The organism is Pseudomonas sp. L-22-4S-12 (assembly GCF_009799935.1).
Taxonomy (GTDB): Bacteria; Pseudomonadota; Gammaproteobacteria; order Pseudomonadales; family Pseudomonadaceae; genus Aquipseudomonas.
Genome location: NZ_WELL01000006.1, coordinates 187952 through 202638, shown reverse-complemented (window position 1 = coordinate 202638; position 14687 = coordinate 187952). Strand labels below are relative to the sequence as shown.

At 67.1% G+C, this 14687-nt stretch carries 16 protein-coding genes; 8 read left to right on the top strand and 8 right to left on the bottom strand.

Features of this window, described 5'->3' with window-relative positions:
• The first annotated feature begins 6 nt into the window (after window positions 1-6).
• On the top strand, window positions 7-1641 hold the full coding sequence (locus F3I16_RS15795) for a methyl-accepting chemotaxis protein (protein WP_160494512.1): 1635 nt from the start codon (window positions 7-9) through the stop codon (window positions 1639-1641).
• 7 nt (window positions 1642-1648) lie between these two features.
• The gene (locus F3I16_RS15790; protein WP_160494511.1) at window positions 1649-2263 is read left to right on the top strand and encodes a hypothetical protein; all 615 of its coding nucleotides are present in this window, start codon (window positions 1649-1651) and stop codon (window positions 2261-2263) included.
• A 10-nt stretch (window positions 2264-2273) separates the two neighbouring features.
• Here F3I16_RS15790 and F3I16_RS15785 read toward each other — a convergent pair whose 3' ends face one another.
• Entirely contained in the window at window positions 2274-2741 is a 468-nt protein-coding gene (locus tag F3I16_RS15785) for a DUF3429 domain-containing protein (RefSeq protein WP_160494510.1), read from the bottom strand.
• A 243-nt stretch (window positions 2742-2984) separates the two neighbouring features.
• Here F3I16_RS15785 and F3I16_RS15780 point away from each other — a divergent pair, with 243 nt between their 5' ends.
• Both F3I16_RS15780 and F3I16_RS15775 read left to right on the top strand, forming a co-directional pair.
• Window positions 2985-4859 (top strand): di-heme-cytochrome C peroxidase, encoded by a 1875-nt coding sequence (locus tag F3I16_RS15780; RefSeq protein WP_160494509.1) that lies wholly within the window; start codon window positions 2985-2987, stop codon window positions 4857-4859.
• A gap of 13 nt (window positions 4860-4872) precedes the next feature.
• Entirely contained in the window at window positions 4873-6018 is a 1146-nt protein-coding gene (locus F3I16_RS15775; protein ID WP_160494508.1) for a catalase family protein, read from the top strand.
• A gap of 56 nt (window positions 6019-6074) precedes the next feature.
• Here F3I16_RS15775 and F3I16_RS15770 read toward each other — a convergent pair whose 3' ends face one another.
• From F3I16_RS15770 to aroC, 6 genes are all read right to left on the bottom strand, one after another.
• Complete coding sequence (locus F3I16_RS15770; RefSeq protein WP_160494507.1) at window positions 6075-6485, bottom strand: hypothetical protein; 411 nt, start codon at window positions 6483-6485, stop codon at window positions 6075-6077.
• Window positions 6486-6552: 67 nt separating this feature from the next.
• Window positions 6553-7236, bottom strand: coding sequence for an acireductone synthase (gene mtnC, locus F3I16_RS15765; protein ID WP_160494506.1), 684 nt, complete (start codon window positions 7234-7236; stop codon window positions 6553-6555).
• Between the two features lie 4 nt (window positions 7237-7240).
• The gene (locus tag F3I16_RS15760) at window positions 7241-7786 is read right to left on the bottom strand and encodes an acireductone dioxygenase (RefSeq protein WP_160494505.1); all 546 of its coding nucleotides are present in this window, start codon (window positions 7784-7786) and stop codon (window positions 7241-7243) included.
• Between the two features lie 47 nt (window positions 7787-7833).
• Window positions 7834-8445, bottom strand: coding sequence for a methylthioribulose 1-phosphate dehydratase (locus F3I16_RS15755; RefSeq protein WP_160494504.1), 612 nt, complete (start codon window positions 8443-8445; stop codon window positions 7834-7836).
• Entirely contained in the window at window positions 8442-9596 is a 1155-nt protein-coding gene (locus F3I16_RS15750; protein WP_160494503.1) for an MFS transporter, read from the bottom strand. Before F3I16_RS15750 ends, F3I16_RS15755 begins: the two co-directional genes overlap by 4 nt.
• Window positions 9593-10684: a chorismate synthase gene (aroC, locus tag F3I16_RS15745; protein WP_160494502.1), complete on the bottom strand. Its 1092-nt coding sequence runs from the start codon at window positions 10682-10684 to the stop codon at window positions 9593-9595. The genes F3I16_RS15750 and aroC overlap by 4 nt, the downstream gene beginning before the upstream one ends.
• A gap of 167 nt (window positions 10685-10851) precedes the next feature.
• Here aroC and F3I16_RS15740 point away from each other — a divergent pair, with 167 nt between their 5' ends.
• Window positions 10852-11634 (top strand): hypothetical protein, encoded by a 783-nt coding sequence (locus F3I16_RS15740; RefSeq protein ID WP_160494501.1) that lies wholly within the window; start codon window positions 10852-10854, stop codon window positions 11632-11634.
• Window positions 11635-11777: 143 nt separating this feature from the next.
• On the opposite strand, the gene prmB is transcribed toward F3I16_RS15740, so the two are convergent.
• Entirely contained in the window at window positions 11778-12692 is a 915-nt protein-coding gene (gene prmB / locus F3I16_RS15735) for a 50S ribosomal protein L3 N(5)-glutamine methyltransferase (RefSeq protein ID WP_160494500.1), read from the bottom strand.
• A gap of 156 nt (window positions 12693-12848) precedes the next feature.
• Here prmB and F3I16_RS15730 point away from each other — a divergent pair, with 156 nt between their 5' ends.
• The 3 genes from F3I16_RS15730 (at window position 12849) to F3I16_RS15720 (ending at window position 14615) form a co-directional block, all read left to right on the top strand.
• Window positions 12849-13442, top strand: a complete 594-nt coding sequence (locus F3I16_RS15730; RefSeq protein WP_160494499.1) for a cysteine hydrolase family protein — start codon at window positions 12849-12851, stop codon at window positions 13440-13442.
• Window positions 13443-13516: 74 nt separating this feature from the next.
• Window positions 13517-13843, top strand: coding sequence for a hypothetical protein (locus tag F3I16_RS15725; protein ID WP_160494498.1), 327 nt, complete (start codon window positions 13517-13519; stop codon window positions 13841-13843).
• Window positions 13844-14057: 214 nt separating this feature from the next.
• Window positions 14058-14615, top strand: coding sequence for a Smr/MutS family protein (locus tag F3I16_RS15720; protein WP_160494497.1), 558 nt, complete (start codon window positions 14058-14060; stop codon window positions 14613-14615).
• Window positions 14616-14687: the final 72 nt, after the last annotated feature.

The following is a 14687-nucleotide window of genomic DNA, read 5'->3' as shown; positions in this document are numbered from 1 at the left end:
CTGCCCATGAACAGTCTGCGCCGCCTGCCGATCAATCGTCGCCTGTGGCTGATCCTGCTCAGTTCCATCCTCATGCTGCTGGCCCTGACGGCGCTGATGCTGAAGCAGACCTACGACGACCTGTACGCGGCCAAGGCCCTGAAAACCCGCGAGGTGGTGGAAACCGCCAGCGGCATCCTGCGCCACTTCCAGGCCCTGGAAAGCGCCGGCAGCCTGCCGCGGGCCGAGGCGCAGCAACAGGCCATGCAGCTGGTGCGCGGCCTGCGCTATGACCAGGACGATTATTTCTGGATCAACGACCTGACCCCGCAGATGATCATGCACCCGGCCAACCCCAAGCTCGAAGGGCAGAACCTGGCGAACATGAAGGACCCGGACGGCAAGTTCCTGTTCAACGACATGGTCGCCGTGGCGAAACGCCAGGGCGCCGGCCTGGTCGACTACCGCTGGCCCAAGCCGGGCGCCGCGGAACCGCTGCCCAAGGTGTCCTATGTCCAGCTGTTCGAGCCCTGGGGCTGGATCATCGGCTCCGGCATCTACCTCGACGACATGCAGGCCGAGTTCCGCCAGCAGGCCCTGCGCGCCCTGGGCGTGCTGCTGCTGATCAGCGTGCTGCTCGGCGCCCTGGTCATCCTCATCGTGCGCAGCATCGCCCGACCGCTGGACGAAGCGGTCGACGCCATGGCCAACATCGCCAGCGGCGAAGCCGACCTGACCCGCAGCATGGACCACAGCGGCGGCGACGAGCTGACCGCCCTGGGCAGCCACTTCAACGCCTTCACCGGCAAGCTGCGCGGCGTCATCAGCCAGTCGCTGCAGGCCGCCGGCGCCCTCGACCAGGCCTCGCAGTCGCTGGGCGAAGTGGCCAGTAGCGCCCAGCAGCACAGCCAGCAGCAGTCGCAGCAGATGGAGCTGGTGGCGACCGCGATCAACGAGGTGTCCTATGCCGTGCAGGACGTGGCGAAGAACGCCGAACACGCGGCCGGCGAGGTGCGCCTGGCCGAGGAGCAGGCCCAGCAGGGCCAGCAGAATATCGCAAGCAGCCTGCGCCAGATCGACCAGCTGTCCAGCACCATCGACCAGGCGGTCGAGGTGATCAGCACCCTCGCCGCCGAGAGCACGCAGATCGGCAGCGTGCTGGAGGTCATCCGCTCGATTGCCGAGCAGACCAACCTGCTGGCCCTCAACGCCGCCATCGAGGCCGCCCGCGCCGGCGAGCAGGGCCGCGGTTTTGCCGTGGTCGCCGACGAGGTGCGCCTGCTGGCCCAGCGCACCCAGCAGTCCACCGCCGAGATCCAGGGCATGATCGAGCGCCTGCAGGGCAACTCGGAAGCCGCGGTCAAGGTGATCAACGCCAGCAGCCAGGCCTCGCTGCAAACGGTCGAACAGGCGCGGCAGGCCGGCGAGAGCCTCAGCCAGATCGCCAGTTCACTGCGTAACCTCACGGGCTTGAATGCTTCGATCGCCAGTGCCACCCTGCAACAATCGCACGTAGTCGAAGATATCAACCACAATGTCACCCAGGCGGCCTCGCTGGCACATGAAAATGCCCTGGCCGCCGATCAATCCAGCCAGGCCAGCCAGCATCTGGGCCAGCTGGCAGGACAACTGAGCCAGTTGCTGGGGCAATTTCGTGTATGAGGGCTGAATGAGCAGCATGGAACATCAGGAAGTCGATCTGAATCGACCGCAAAACCAGGACCTGATCTGGGACATGAACAGCATCGCCCGGCGCGAGCTGGCCGAACGCTTCATCAAGCTGTTCGAGAATCGCCTGTGCGTCTATTCCGAGTCCGTGCGCCAGCTGTACACCAACTACAACCTGCACTTCCCCAGCGACCAGGGCCGCAAGATGGTGGTGCTGCCCAACCCCTACGCCTTCCATGACACCCTGCACGGCATCGAGATCGCCGCCGTGCGCCAGACCGGCCTGTGCGTGCTGCCTGGCGTGGTCCTGGGCAAGCCCGGGCTGTTGCTGGCCACGCAGATGAAGGACGGCGGCCCGGCGCCCAAGACCATGCCGTTCAAGCAGGCCCTGGCGCAGATCATCAGCAACCAGAAGAAGATCGGCGATGTGTTCCTGCCGATCATGATGAAGGGCGACCTGCGCGAGTTCGACCAGCAGATGCCCTACATCCACCTGCACCGCCTGCAGGTGCAGAAGCTCACCCGCCTGTCGAGCTTCGAGCGCGACGACATCCAACTAACCATCACCCGCAAGCTGCTCGCCCTCTACCGCCAGGCGGACAGCCTGGGCTGCTGAGGCGCCGGATTCAGGCGAGCAGCACACCGAACCAGGCCAGCAGCAGGCTCAGGCCTACCACCAGGGTCAGCGGCAGACGCAATGCCGGGTACCAGCGCGGCGCCAGGCTCCGCGCCACCGCCCGCAGATCGGCCAGATAGAGGCCGACGAAGCAACCGAGCAGGGTCGGCAAGGCCAGTGCATAGGGCAAGTCGGCGGCAATCACCAGCCAGCCCAGCAGCGCCGGAATGACCGACAGCCCCAGCTGCAGCAGGGCCTGCTCGTCCCCTTCCTGCGCGCGCATGGCCAGGCCCCAGTGGATCGCCCCCATGAACGCCAGGATCACCGCCGCATAGTCGAGCAGCGCATCGAGCACCTGCGGCCGCCAGCCCGCTGGCGTCAGCCAGACGCCGAGAGCGGCGCAGACGAAGGGCAGCAAGCCGGCATAGCCGAGCAGGCTGGCAAGGCGCGGCGGCCGGGGCGAGTCGAAAGCGTGCATGGGGCGATCCTCTGCTGCAGTCACAGGCACGTTAGCAGGATTTGTCGCAGATTCGCGGGCGCATCCAGCCATCTACGGCTTTTTGCTACGCATGGCACCCTCGACGGGCAGCGCCATGCTCGGCAGGGCAAAAACCATGCACCGACCGCTAGCCACTCGGGTCTGGAATGAACACTTGCTGTCGGCCTCGGCTATTGGCATAAACGTACCCCATAACAACACCGCCACACGGAAGTTCCCGCCATGCGAATCCTGCGCCGCGCCCTGTACCTGATCGTGCTGCTGGCCCTGGGCGCCGGCGCGGTGCTGCTCTACTACATCGCCAACCCTAATCTGCCGCCGTTCGCCAAGCCCAGCCAGGTGCACTACCTCGGCCAGTGGGACGAGCAGGCGCGCCAGACCTACTACTTCACCCCCCAGGGCACCCAGGTTAAAGGCCTGCGCTACGACTGGTTCACCGCCCTGGAACTGCCCTTCTCCACCGACAAGTTCGCCGCCCCGGACTACCTGGCGCGCTTTGGTTTCCTCACCGACCCGCGACAGCAGGCCAGCGCGCGCAACCCGGGCAACCTGCCGGTCGGCTTCGCCCGCCACCAGGACGTGGAAAGCGGCGCGCAATTTCTCGATATCACCTGCGCCGCCTGCCACACCGGCGAGCTGCGCTACCGGGGCCAGGCCATCCGCATCGATGGCGGCGCCGCCCTGCACTCGCTGGCCTCCACCGTGCCCACGCTCAAGGGCGGCAGTTTCGGCCAGGCACTGGGCATGAGCATGGCGTTCACCTACTACAACCCGATCAAGTTCCGCCGTTTCGCCAAAACGGTACTGGGCGACAACTACGAGCAGGGCAAGGAACAGCTGCGCGCGGACTTCAAGGCCGTGCTCGACCGCCTGCTCGGCACCGCAATGAACGACTGGCACCGCGGCCTCTACCCCACCGAGGAAGGCTTCGGCCGTACCGACGCCTTCGGCCGCATCGCCAACAGCGTGTTCGGCGACGCCATCGACGCAAGCAACTACCGGGTGGCCAACGCCCCGGTCAGCTACCCGCAGGTGTGGGACATCTGGAAGTTCGACTGGGTGCAGTGGAACGGCTCGGCCATGCAACCGATGGCGCGCAATATCGGCGAGGCCCTCGGCGTCGGCGCCACCTTGCACCTGTTCGACGAGAATGGCGGCCCGCTGCCGGAGGCCGAGCGCTATCCGTCCAGCGTGCGCCTGCGCGATCTGCATACCTTGGAGGAGACCCTCAAGCAGCTCAAGCCGCCGACCTGGCCGCAAGCGGTGCTGGGCAAGGTCGATCTCGAACTGGCCAGCCAGGGCCGCGCCCTGTTCAGCGAGAACTGCGCCTACTGCCACGCCCCCGATCCCAAGCCGCGCGACGAGCGCCTGGCCGCCGCGCGCGATCCGGAGTGGCGCATGCGCATCGTGCCGACGCGGATCATCGGCACCGACCCGACCACCGCCGACAACATCGCCGACCACCGCTTCGACATCCGCAAGCTGGGCTGGAACAAGAGTGAGCTGGGCAGGCTCGACGTCAAGCTGTTCGGTGCCAGCCTGGACGAAGTCGACTTCGCCAGCATCTCCAGCGCCAAGGGCCTGGCCTATGTCACCGCCTACGTGGAAGACCGCGCCTACCAGGACGCCGGCATCCAGCCGCGTGAACGCTGGCGCATGGACGGCTACGGCCTGGCCATCGGCGTGCAGGAGAAACGTGGCTACAAGGCGCGCCCGCTGCACGGCATCTGGGCCACCCCGCCGTTCCTGCACAATGGCTCGGTGCCCAACCTGTTCCAGTTGCTGTCGCCGGTTTCCGAGCGCGACAAGCAGTTCTGGGTCGGCAGCTTCGAATACGATCCCAAGCGTGCCGGCTTCCTCACCGAGCAGTTCGAGGGCGGTTTCCTGTTCGATACCGCGGTCACCGGCAACGGCAACCGCGGTCACGAGTTCCGCGACGGCTGCCGGGTCGACGGGGTGATCGGCCGCGCCCTGGCCCCGGAAGAACGCTGGGCGCTGATCGAGTACCTCAAGGTGATGGGTGACGCGCCGCTGGAAAGCCAGCTGCAACCCGTCGAAGCCAAGGCCTGGACGCCCGGCCCCAACTGCCAGCTCTGACAAGGAAGAAGCCATGCTCAAACGATTCTGGCTGTGGCTGGGCGGCCTGCTCGGCAAACTGCTCCTGCTGCTGGCGACCGTCGGCCTGCTCGGCTGGGGCATCGGCACGGCGTACTACGCCTGGAAGTTCTCCGGCCCGGTATCGACCGAGGAGGAAATCCCGGCCGACGAGGCGGCCCTGACCCAGGGCATCATCGAGGACGCCATTCGCATCGTCGAGCAGCACCGCGACAACACCCGGGTGCTGCGCGATGCCCATGCCAAGGCCCACGGCTGCGTCAAGGCGCAGTTCAGCGTGCTGCCCGAGCTGGACCCGGCCCTGCACCATGGCGTGCTCAGCCAACCGGGCAAGACCTGGCAAGCCTGGATGCGCCTGTCCAACGGCAACGCCTACCCGCAGTTCGACAGCGTCCGCGACGCCCGCGGCATGGGCCTCAAGCTGCTCGACGTGCCGGGCGACAAGCTGCTCAGCAGCCCGGCCACGGCCGGCAACCAGGACTTCGTGATGTTCAACCATCCGCTGTTCTTCGTCCGCGACGTGGCCGAGTACCAGCAGAACTTCGCCGCCCAGGCCAGCGGCCAGAAGGTGCTGGCCTTCTTCCCCGGCTGGGACCCGCGCAGCTGGGAGATCCGTCACCTGTTCATCGCCCTGCAGACCCTGGCGCCGGCGCCGGACAGCCCGGTGGCCACCACCTACAGCTCGGTCGCGCCGTTCAAGCTCGGCCCGCACAACATCAAGTACCGGGTCATCCCCGACCCGGCCAGCTGCCCGCCCTACCAGCTGCCCGAGCAGAACAGCGCGCTGCCCAACTTCCTGCGCAACGCCCTGTACCAGCAGCTGTCGCTGGACCGGGTGCCGGCCTGCTTCGCACTGCAGGTGCAGCGGCAGAATCCCGAGCACTACATGCCCATCGAGGACACCAGCGTGGAGTGGAGCGAGGACATCGCCCCGTTCGAGACGGTGGCGACGATCAAGGTGCCGGCCCAGGACTTCGATAGCCGCGAGCAGAACCTGTTCTGCGACAACCTGTCGTTCAATCCCTGGCACGCCCTGCCCGCACACCGCCCCATCGGCGGCATCAATCGCCTGCGCAAGGCGGTGTACGAGGCGGTCAGCGTGTACCGGCACCAGCGCAACGATGCGCCACAGGCGCACTGAAACGCCAAGGCCGCCTTCGGGCGGCCTTGGCGCTTGATCCCAGGTGATTCAGCTTATCAGGCGGGGGACCGGAGAGCCGCGGCCCTGGCAGGCAATCCGCAGATCTGCTCGCGCCGCCGCCACTCGCAGGCGGCCAACGTCCCCACGAAAAGGGCCTCGCCGAAGAGGTGAGCCTGTGCCAACAGGGACGAATCGCCCGCGAACTGCAGTGCCATCGCCACACAGGCCCCTGCCCACAGCGCATTGCCAAGGACAAGCAGGTAAAGCAGCGACCTTGGTCGATCACGGCGAATGGCCAGCGAGAACGAATAGCTGGCGTAGAGCAGGTTCACTGCGCCGATGAACTGCAGCAGCCCGGGCGGCAGGCGATAGACTTCGCTTAGCCAGGCGCCAAGCAGCAGCACGCTCGTGCCCGCCGTTGCCGCGGCAGCGGAGTCGATCCATAACAGGTGGCGGGCAACGAGCACTGCAGATCCTCGTCGTGGGCTAGAAGGCTGCCGCAGCGTAGCAGCCTGTCACAGGCAGTGCGAAAAGCTAAAGACGAGCCAGATCGATCACCGCGAAGCTGGCCACCGTTTCGTGGCCCGGCAGGTCGCCGCCCTCGCGGGCCAGGCCGATGGTCTGCAGGCCGGCCTGCTGGGCGGCGTCCAGCTCCTGGACGATATCCGAGAGGAACAGGATCTCGTCTGCCGGCAGGCCGATGCTTTCGGCGATACGCCGGTAGGAGTCCGCCTCGCGCTTGGGCCCGCTGGTGGTGTCGAAATAGCCGCTGAACAGCGGCGTCAGGTCGCCGGCCTCGGAGCAGCCGAAAATCAGCTTCTGCGCCTGGATCGAGCCGGACGAGTAGACGTACAGCTCATAGCCCTCGGCCTTCCAGCGTTGCAGGGCCTCCACCGCATCCGGGTAGACATGCCCCTTGAGCTGCCCGGCCAGGTAGCCCTCGGCCCAAATCATCCCCTGCAAGGCCTTGAGCGGCGTGGCCTTGCGGTCCTCGGCGATCCAGCCGAGGAGAATCTCGATGACCCGGACCGGGTCGGCATCGGCCTCGCCGCTTTCGGCGCGCACCGCGTCCAGCTGCTTGATCAGCAGCGGCTCGTCGGCATGCTTGAGCACGAAGTCCGGCAGATGCCGGGCGGCATAGGGGAACAGCACGTCGAAGACGAAGCTCACCGAACTGGTGGTGCCTTCGATATCGGTGAGGATGGCTTTGATCGGCATGGCGTCAGTCTTCCAGGCGCGGGAATCGGCTGGCGATCTCGTCGCCGGTGAAAGTGGCCACCCAACCCTCCGGGTTGTTGAACAGGCGGATGGCCACGAAGTGCGGGAACTCGCCCATGTCGAACCAGTGGCGGGTGCCGGCCGGCACCGAGATCAGGTCGCCCTTCTCGCACAGCACGGCATACACGTAATCGTCGATATGCAGGCAGAACAGGCCGCGACCGGCGACGAAGAAGCGCACCTCGTCCTCGCCATGGCGGTGCTCGTCGAGGAACTTGGCGCGTAGTTCGTCCTTCTGCGGGTGGTCCTTGTTCAGGCTGACCACATCGACGGTGACATAGCCCTGCTCGCTCATCAGCTGGTCGATCTGCGGCCGGTAGGCGGCGATCACCTGCTCCTGGGTCGCGCCCGGCTGGATCGGCGCGCCGGCCTGCCAGCGCGCGAAGCGTACGCCGACCGCGGCCAGGGTACTGGCGATGTCCTCGGCATGGGTCAGTAGCTTGTTCGGCAGGTCCGGGCTGGACTGGTGGTAGACGGTCAGGCTGCTCATGGTCGATCTCCGGCCCCGTCGGGCTCTCATGTTGCGTAGGGTGCGCCTCAGCGTTGCAGGGCGCGGACCTTCAGCTCGCACTCGAAGAGGAACTCGAAGGCTTCGATCTGGCGCAGCGCGTCGCTCATCTGCGCGCCCCAGGTGTACAGGCCGTGGCCGCGGATCAGGTAGCCGACGCAGTCCGGATGCTCGTCCAGCCAGGGCTGGATGCGCACGGCCAGGCGGGCGATGTCCTGGTCGTTGTCGAAGATCGGCACCTCGACCTGGCATGCATGGGTGCTGATGCCGGCGAAGGCCTTCTGCAGCTCGTAGTCGGCGAACACCAGCGAATCGCTCAGGGCCAGGCGCGAGAGCACCGTGGCGTTGACCGAATGGGTATGCAGCACCGCGCCGATTTCGGGCCGCCAACGGTACAGCTGGGTGTGCAGCAGGGTCTCGGCCGAGGGTTTCTTGCCCGCTTCCAGGCTGTTTCCGTCGAGGTCGGTGGCCAGCACGTCGTCCGGCCCCAGCTGGCCCTTGTGCTTGCCGGAGACGGTGAGCAGCGCCTGCTCGGCGCTCAGGCGCACGGAATAGTTGCTGCTGGTGGCCGGCGACCAGCCACGGCCGTAGAGAAATTGCCCGGCTTCGACGATCTGCCGGGCCAGTTGTTCGCGGTTCATGGCCGCTCCTCGTGTACGTGGGTGGCCATGATAACGGCTGCGGCGAGCGCCGCCAGACTGGCCAGGGCGAAAGTCCAGCCGGGGCCCAGGGCCTTCCAGCTGTAACCGGCATACAGCGCCCCCAGCGCGCCGCCAACCCCGGCCAGGGCGGCATACAGCGCCTGCCCCTGGCCTTGCTGGCGGGCGCCGAAACTGCGCTGGACGAAATGGATGGCGGCGGCATGGAAGCTGCCGAAGGTGGCCGCATGCAGCAGCTGGGCGAACAGCAGCACGGCCAGGCTGTCGGCCAGGTAGCCGAGCAGCAGCCAGCGCCCGGCGGCGATCAGGAAACTGGCCAGCAGCACCTGGCGCAGGCTGAAGCGCTCCAGCAGGCGGGCCATGAGCATGAACAGCAGCACCTCGGCGACCACCCCCAGGGCCCACAGCACGCCGATCACCCCGCGGGCATAGCCGAGGTGCTCCAGGTGGATGCTGAGAAAGGTGTAGTACGGCCCGTGGGACAGCTGCATCAGCCCCACGCACAGGTAGAAGGCCAACACGCCCGGTTGGCGCAGCTGGAACAGGAAGCCCGCCCCGGGCGCTGCCGCACTGGCCACATGGGGCGTGGCATCCGGCACCCAGAAGCTGCTCAGGACGATCGCGCCGATGATCAGCAGCAGCGCCCAGGGATAGGCATCCAGGCTGTACCGATCGAACAGCTTGCCCAGGACGACCACGGCGAGAATGAAGCCGATCGAGCCCCACAGGCGGATCTGCGTGTAGCGCGCCGCCTGCTCGCGCAGGTGAGCCAGGGTGATCACCTCGAACTGCGGCAGCACCGCATGCCAGAAGAAGGCATGCAGGGCCATCACCAGGGCCAGCCAGGCGTAGCTCTGGCTGACGAAGATCAGGCTCAGGCTGAGCAGGGTGCACAGCGCGCCGAGGCGCACGATCAGCAGGCGGCGGCCCGTGTGGTCGCCCAGCCAGCCCCACAGGTTGGGGGCCACGCAGCGCATCAGCATGGGTATCGCCACCAGCTCGCCGATGCGCGCCGGGGAGAAGCCCAGGTGGGCGAAGTACAGGCCGAGGAACGGCGCCGTGGCGCCGAGCAGGGCGAAATAGAACAGGTAGAAGCCGGACAGGCGCCAGTAAGGCAGCGCGGCTGTCGTCACAGCTGGCCGAGTACCGGCGTGTTGACCTGCACGCCTGCATTCTGCGCGCGGTGGCGCAGCAGGTGGTCGAGCAGGACGATGGCCATCATCGCCTCGGCGATCGGCGTGGCGCGGATGCCCACGCAGGGGTCGTGACGGCCCTTGGTGATCACGTCCACCGGATTGCCGTCGACATCGATGGAGCGGCCCGGGGTGGTGATGCTGGAGGTCGGCTTGAGCGCCAGGTGGGCGACGATCGGCTGGCCGGAGGAGATGCCGCCGAGGATGCCGCCGGCATTGTTCGAGAGGAAGCCTTCCGGGGTCAGCTCGTCGCGGTGCTCGGTGCCGCGCTGGGCCACCGAGGCGAAGCCGGCGCCGATCTCCACGCCCTTGACCGCGTTGATGCTCATCAGCGCATGGGCCAGCTCGGCGTCCAGGCGGTCGAAGATCGGCTCGCCGAGGCCCGGCATCACCCCTTCGGCGACCACGGTGATCTTCGCCCCGACCGAATCCTGATCGCGGCGCAGCTGGTCCATATAGGCCTCCAACTCAGGAACTTTCTCCGGGTCGGGGCTGAAAAAGGCGTTCTGCTCGACGCTGTCCCAGGTCTTGAACGGGATCTCGATCGGTCCGAGCTGGCTCATGTAGCCGCGCACGCGGATGCCGAAGACGGCCAGCACCTTCTTGGCGACGGCCCCGGCGGCCACCCGCATGGCGGTCTCGCGCGCCGAGCTGCGGCCGCCGCCACGGTAGTCGCGGATGCCGTACTTGTGGTGGTAGGTGTAGTCGGCGTGGGCCGGGCGGAACAGATCCTTGATCGCCGAGTAGTCCTTGGACTTCTGGTCGGTGTTGCGGATCAGCAGGCCGATGGCGCAACCGGTGGTCTTGCCCTCGAAGACGCCGGCGAGGATCTCGACGATGTCGTCTTCCTGACGCTGGGTGGTGTGGCGGCTGGTGCCGGGCTTGCGCCGGTCCAGGTCGCGCTGCAGGTCCTCCAGGGACAGCTCGATGCCCGGCGGGCAACCGTCGACGATGGCGACCAGCGCCGGACCATGGCTTTCGCCTGCGGTGGTGACGGTGAACAGCTTGCCGTAGGTATTGCCGGACATGCAGAAAGCTCCGCGAGGGCCTGAACGAGGGGGCGCCAGTATACCCGCGGTGCCCGGCCAGTTCACCTGCGGAGCGCCGCTGGCAGACTGCCAGCCTCCAGAATTGCGCAAAACAGCCGATAATCCGGATGCCAGTGCGCCGTCAGCCTGGCTCAAGGACGCCCGAGATGACCGATACCGACGCCCAGCAACCCGAAAACGAAGCCGCCGCGGCCCCGCAACCACACCCCTGGCAGGACCTGCCGGCCGAGCAGTTCCGCCTGTTGCGCCTGGCCCCGCTGCCCACCGACCGGCACACCGGCGCCCGCCCGCTGCGTTTCGTCCAGTTCGGCCGCGTCGAACGCCACAGCCCGGAACAGAGCCTGCTGCGCCTGAGCATCGAGCTGCCCGGCCAGCGCGTGCGGCGCGAGCAGAACGTGCTGGAGGTGTGGGCCGACCACCGCAGCCGCGAGGTGCGCTTCGGCACCGACCAGGGCTTGCAGATCGAACCGGCCAACCGCGGCATCGGCCGTTTCCTGGTCGCCCAGGGCGTGCGATGGGCCCGCCAGCGCTGGGCCAATTACCAGGTCGAGGGTGGCGCCCTGGCGCTCAAGGACATTCCCAGCGAAGAGGCCCGCCAGCGCCGCGACCACTTCCTGCGCGCCCAGGGCTTCGAGGTCGAATACCAGGACCTGCTGCAGATGAAAGCCAGCTACGGGGCGCAAAGCGTCAGCGCCCTGCTCGGCGAGTGGAACAGCGAACGCCTGCAGCCGGTGGAGATCATCGAGGCCGCCGCCATGCTGCAGCAGGCCGACCAGAAGCTGCACGAGCAGGAAGTCGCGCTGTGCAAGCTGGAGCAGAAGAACAAGCTGCTCAGGCACGAGGACAGCAGCCTGCGCTTCACCATCATGTGCCTGGTGGCGCTGGCCCTGTTCCAGGCCGGTCTGCTGATCTGGATCGCCACCCGCTGATTGTGCAGTGATCTGCTGCGCGTCGGCCGGGCTGTGTTGAAAGCGGGCTCGGGCTGCTCATTTACACTCAGTAAACACCGCGCCCTCGCCCGCTTTCGCCTTGCCCGACTCTAGCTCGCTAGATCGATAAGCCTGAGTTCAGATCAGCCCTTCAGTCGCGAACGGAACAGCGCCTGATGCTGGCGGCACTGCTTGGCCGCCAGCAGGAACACGCCATGACCGCCCTGCTCGAACTCCAGCCAGGTGAAGTCGACTTCCGGGTACAGCGCCTCGACATGCACCTGGCTGTTGCCCACCTCGACGATCAGGATGCCCTGCTCGTTCAGGTGGTCGGCCGCCTCGGCCAGCATGCGCCGCACCAGGTCCAGGCCATCGTCGCCACAGGCCAGGCCCAGCTCCGGTTCGTGCTGGTATTCGGCCGGCATGTCGGCGAAGTCTTCGGCATCCACATAGGGCGGGTTGGACAGGATCAGGTCGAAGCGCTGCCCCGGCAGACCGGCGAAGCCGTCGCCCTGCACGGTGTACACGCGCTCTTCCAGGGCATGCCGCTCGATGTTCTGGTTGGCCACTTCCAGGGCCTCGAAGGACAGGTCGGCCAGCACCACTTCGGCCTGCGGGAAGGCATAGGCGCAAGCGATACCGATGCAGCCGGAGCCGGTGCACAGGTCAAGGATGCGCGCCGGCTCGCCGCTCAGCCAGGGCGCGAAGTGCTGGCCGATCAGCTCGGCGATCGGCGAACGCGGCACCAGCACGCGCTCGTCGACGATGAAAGGCAAGCCGCAGAACCAGGCCTCGCCCAGCAGGTAGGCGGTCGGCACGCGCTCCTCGATGCGCCGCTTGAGCAGCGCCAGCAGATGCTGCTGCTCGTCCTCCTCCAGGCGGCAATCGAGGTAGCTGTCGGCGACTTCCCAGGGCAGGTGCAGGGCGCCGAGCACCAGCTGGCGGGCCTCGTCCCAGGCGTTATCGGTGCCATGGCCGAAGAACAGCTGCTCGGCGTGAAAACGGCTGACAGCCCAGCGAATATGGTCGCGCAGGGTGCGCAGGCGGGATTGGGACACGGGACAGACCTCCAGAACGGGTGCGCGATTCTAGCCGCAAGTGCGGCATTTTAGCGGGCGGGCGCCCTTTGGCGCACAAGGAAAACCGCGCAGGAGGTTCACAGATGCACCCGGCAGGCAGAGAATAGAGGGATAGCCGCATCAGGAGCCCGCGCCATGTCCGATCCCAAGACCTTGTTCCAGCTGACTGGCCGTGGTTACGCCCCAGCCACCTTGAGCAAGGCGACCCTGCTGATCATCGACGCCCAGGAGGAATACCGCAGCGGCGTCCTGCAGCTGCCGGACGTCGACGCGACCTGCACCCAGATCGGCACCCTGCTGCACGCCGCGCGCAACCTCGGCACCCCGGTGGTACACGTGCGCCACCTCGGCATTCCTGGCGGCCTGCTCGACCCGCAGGGCCCGCGCGGGCACTTCATCGCCGGCCTGGAACCGCAGGCCGGCGAGCTGGTGATCGAGAAACGCCTGCCCAACGCCTTCGCCGGCACCGCGCTGCACGATGGCCTGCAGCAGCTCGGCCACCTCGACCTGATCGTCTGCGGCTTCATGACCCATTCGAGCATCAGCACCACCGTGCGCGCCGCCAAGGACTACGGCTATCGCTGCACCCTGGTCGACAGCGCCTGCGCCACCCGCGACCTGCCCTATGCCGGCGAGTTGATCGACGCCCGCCAGCTGCACCGCATCGAGATGGCGGCCCTGGCCGACAACTACGCGATTATCGTGCCGCAGGCCCAGGCACTGATTTAGGCCTCCCCGCCTATTGACCGGAACCCTGGCGCCCGCCACCGGTCATAGCGCCGATACCTTATGAGGAAATCGGCATGAAGCATTCCGATGGTTTTGATGCCCGCCGCCTGCGCCCTAGAGGCCCGGCGAGCTGGCGCTGGCGTTTTCTCGCGGCACTGGCCGCCCTGTTTGCCAGCCTCGGCGTGCTGCTGTTCCTCGCCGGCAGCGCCTCCCTGCTCGGCCGCCCGCCGGCGCTGGGGCCGTTGAACGAAAGCCTCGGCGCGGCCATCAGCCTGCTGCTGCTCGGCCTGTTCCTGCTCTGGGGCGGGATCAGCGTCTGGCGCCGCTGCCGCCGACGCCTGAGCCGCCGCACAGGCGACGCGCTGAGCCTGTCGCCACGCCTGCTGAAAAAACGCGGCTGATCCCGGTAAACTGCCCTCCTGAGTGGAGGCGCCAGGGTCTGTTCCCGTTTCGTTCGCGAACCGCGTTGCTGAGCAACCCGCAGGGACGGGCCCGTTTTTGCGCGGAACGTCGTTACTCGACGGCTCATTTGGACGACCAAACCTCGCGTCTCGCGCCTAGCTCCGTGCAAAAACGGGCTCCGTCGCGGCCGTGAACGAAACGGGAACAGACCCTATGCAAGACGACGATTTCTCCCTGTTCCAATCCGCGGTGCGTGGCGTCAAGCCGATCCGCCATGACCGCGCCGAAACCGGCAAACCCAAGGCCGACCGCCAGCGCATCAGCACCCTGCGCCAGGCCGCCACGCTGAAGACCGATAGCGTCAAGGTCGACGGTCTGTCCGACCTGTTCGTCATCGATGTTGGCGCCGAGGATGAGCTGTACTGGGCCCGCGACGGCGTGCAGGATGGCCAGCTGCGCAAGCTCAAGGCCGGCCAGGTGCCCTTCGAAGGCAGCCTCGACCTGCACGGCATGAGCGTGGAAAAGGCCCGCGACACCCTCTGGGACTTTTTCGCCGAAGCCGCGCGTATGGAAGTGCGCTGCGTGCGGGTGACCCACGGCAAGGCCGCCCGCCTGGACGGCAAGCGCCCGCTGATCAAGAGCCACGTCAACACCTGGCTGCGCCAGCACCCGCAGGTGCTCGGCTTCACCTCCTGCCTGCCCAAGCACGGCGGCACCGGCGCGGTTTATGTGCTGCTCAAGCGCACCATGCTGGAAGGCCGCGACGAGTAAGCGCCGACAGCCGCTTTGCATTGCCTATGCGCAGCGGCCGACCTCCTCCTGCACGGCATGGCAATAACAAAT

Excerpts from the sequence above, each read along its gene's own strand:
- F3I16_RS15775 (WP_160494508.1), top strand. The coding sequence starts at position 4,873 with ATGCTCAAACGATTCTGGCTGTGGCTGGGCGGCCTGCTCGGCAAACTG.
- F3I16_RS15795 (WP_160494512.1), top strand. The coding sequence starts at position 7 with ATGAACAGTCTGCGCCGCCTGCCGATCAATCGTCGCCTGTGGCTGATC.
- F3I16_RS15740 (WP_160494501.1), top strand. The coding sequence starts at position 10,852 with ATGACCGATACCGACGCCCAGCAACCCGAAAACGAAGCCGCCGCGGCC.
- F3I16_RS15755 (WP_160494504.1), bottom strand. The coding sequence starts at position 8,445 with ATGAACCGCGAACAACTGGCCCGGCAGATCGTCGAAGCCGGGCAATTT.
- F3I16_RS15785 (WP_160494510.1), bottom strand. The coding sequence starts at position 2,741 with ATGCACGCTTTCGACTCGCCCCGGCCGCCGCGCCTTGCCAGCCTGCTC.
- F3I16_RS15725 (WP_160494498.1), top strand. The coding sequence starts at position 13,517 with ATGAAGCATTCCGATGGTTTTGATGCCCGCCGCCTGCGCCCTAGAGGC.
- F3I16_RS15730 (WP_160494499.1), top strand. The coding sequence starts at position 12,849 with ATGTCCGATCCCAAGACCTTGTTCCAGCTGACTGGCCGTGGTTACGCC.
- F3I16_RS15780 (WP_160494509.1), top strand. The coding sequence starts at position 2,985 with ATGCGAATCCTGCGCCGCGCCCTGTACCTGATCGTGCTGCTGGCCCTG.
- mtnC (WP_160494506.1), bottom strand. The coding sequence starts at position 7,236 with ATGCCGATCAAAGCCATCCTCACCGATATCGAAGGCACCACCAGTTCG.
- F3I16_RS15720 (WP_160494497.1), top strand. The coding sequence starts at position 14,058 with ATGCAAGACGACGATTTCTCCCTGTTCCAATCCGCGGTGCGTGGCGTC.
- F3I16_RS15760 (WP_160494505.1), bottom strand. The coding sequence starts at position 7,786 with ATGAGCAGCCTGACCGTCTACCACCAGTCCAGCCCGGACCTGCCGAAC.
- F3I16_RS15790 (WP_160494511.1), top strand. The coding sequence starts at position 1,649 with ATGAGCAGCATGGAACATCAGGAAGTCGATCTGAATCGACCGCAAAAC.
- aroC (WP_160494502.1), bottom strand. The coding sequence starts at position 10,684 with ATGTCCGGCAATACCTACGGCAAGCTGTTCACCGTCACCACCGCAGGC.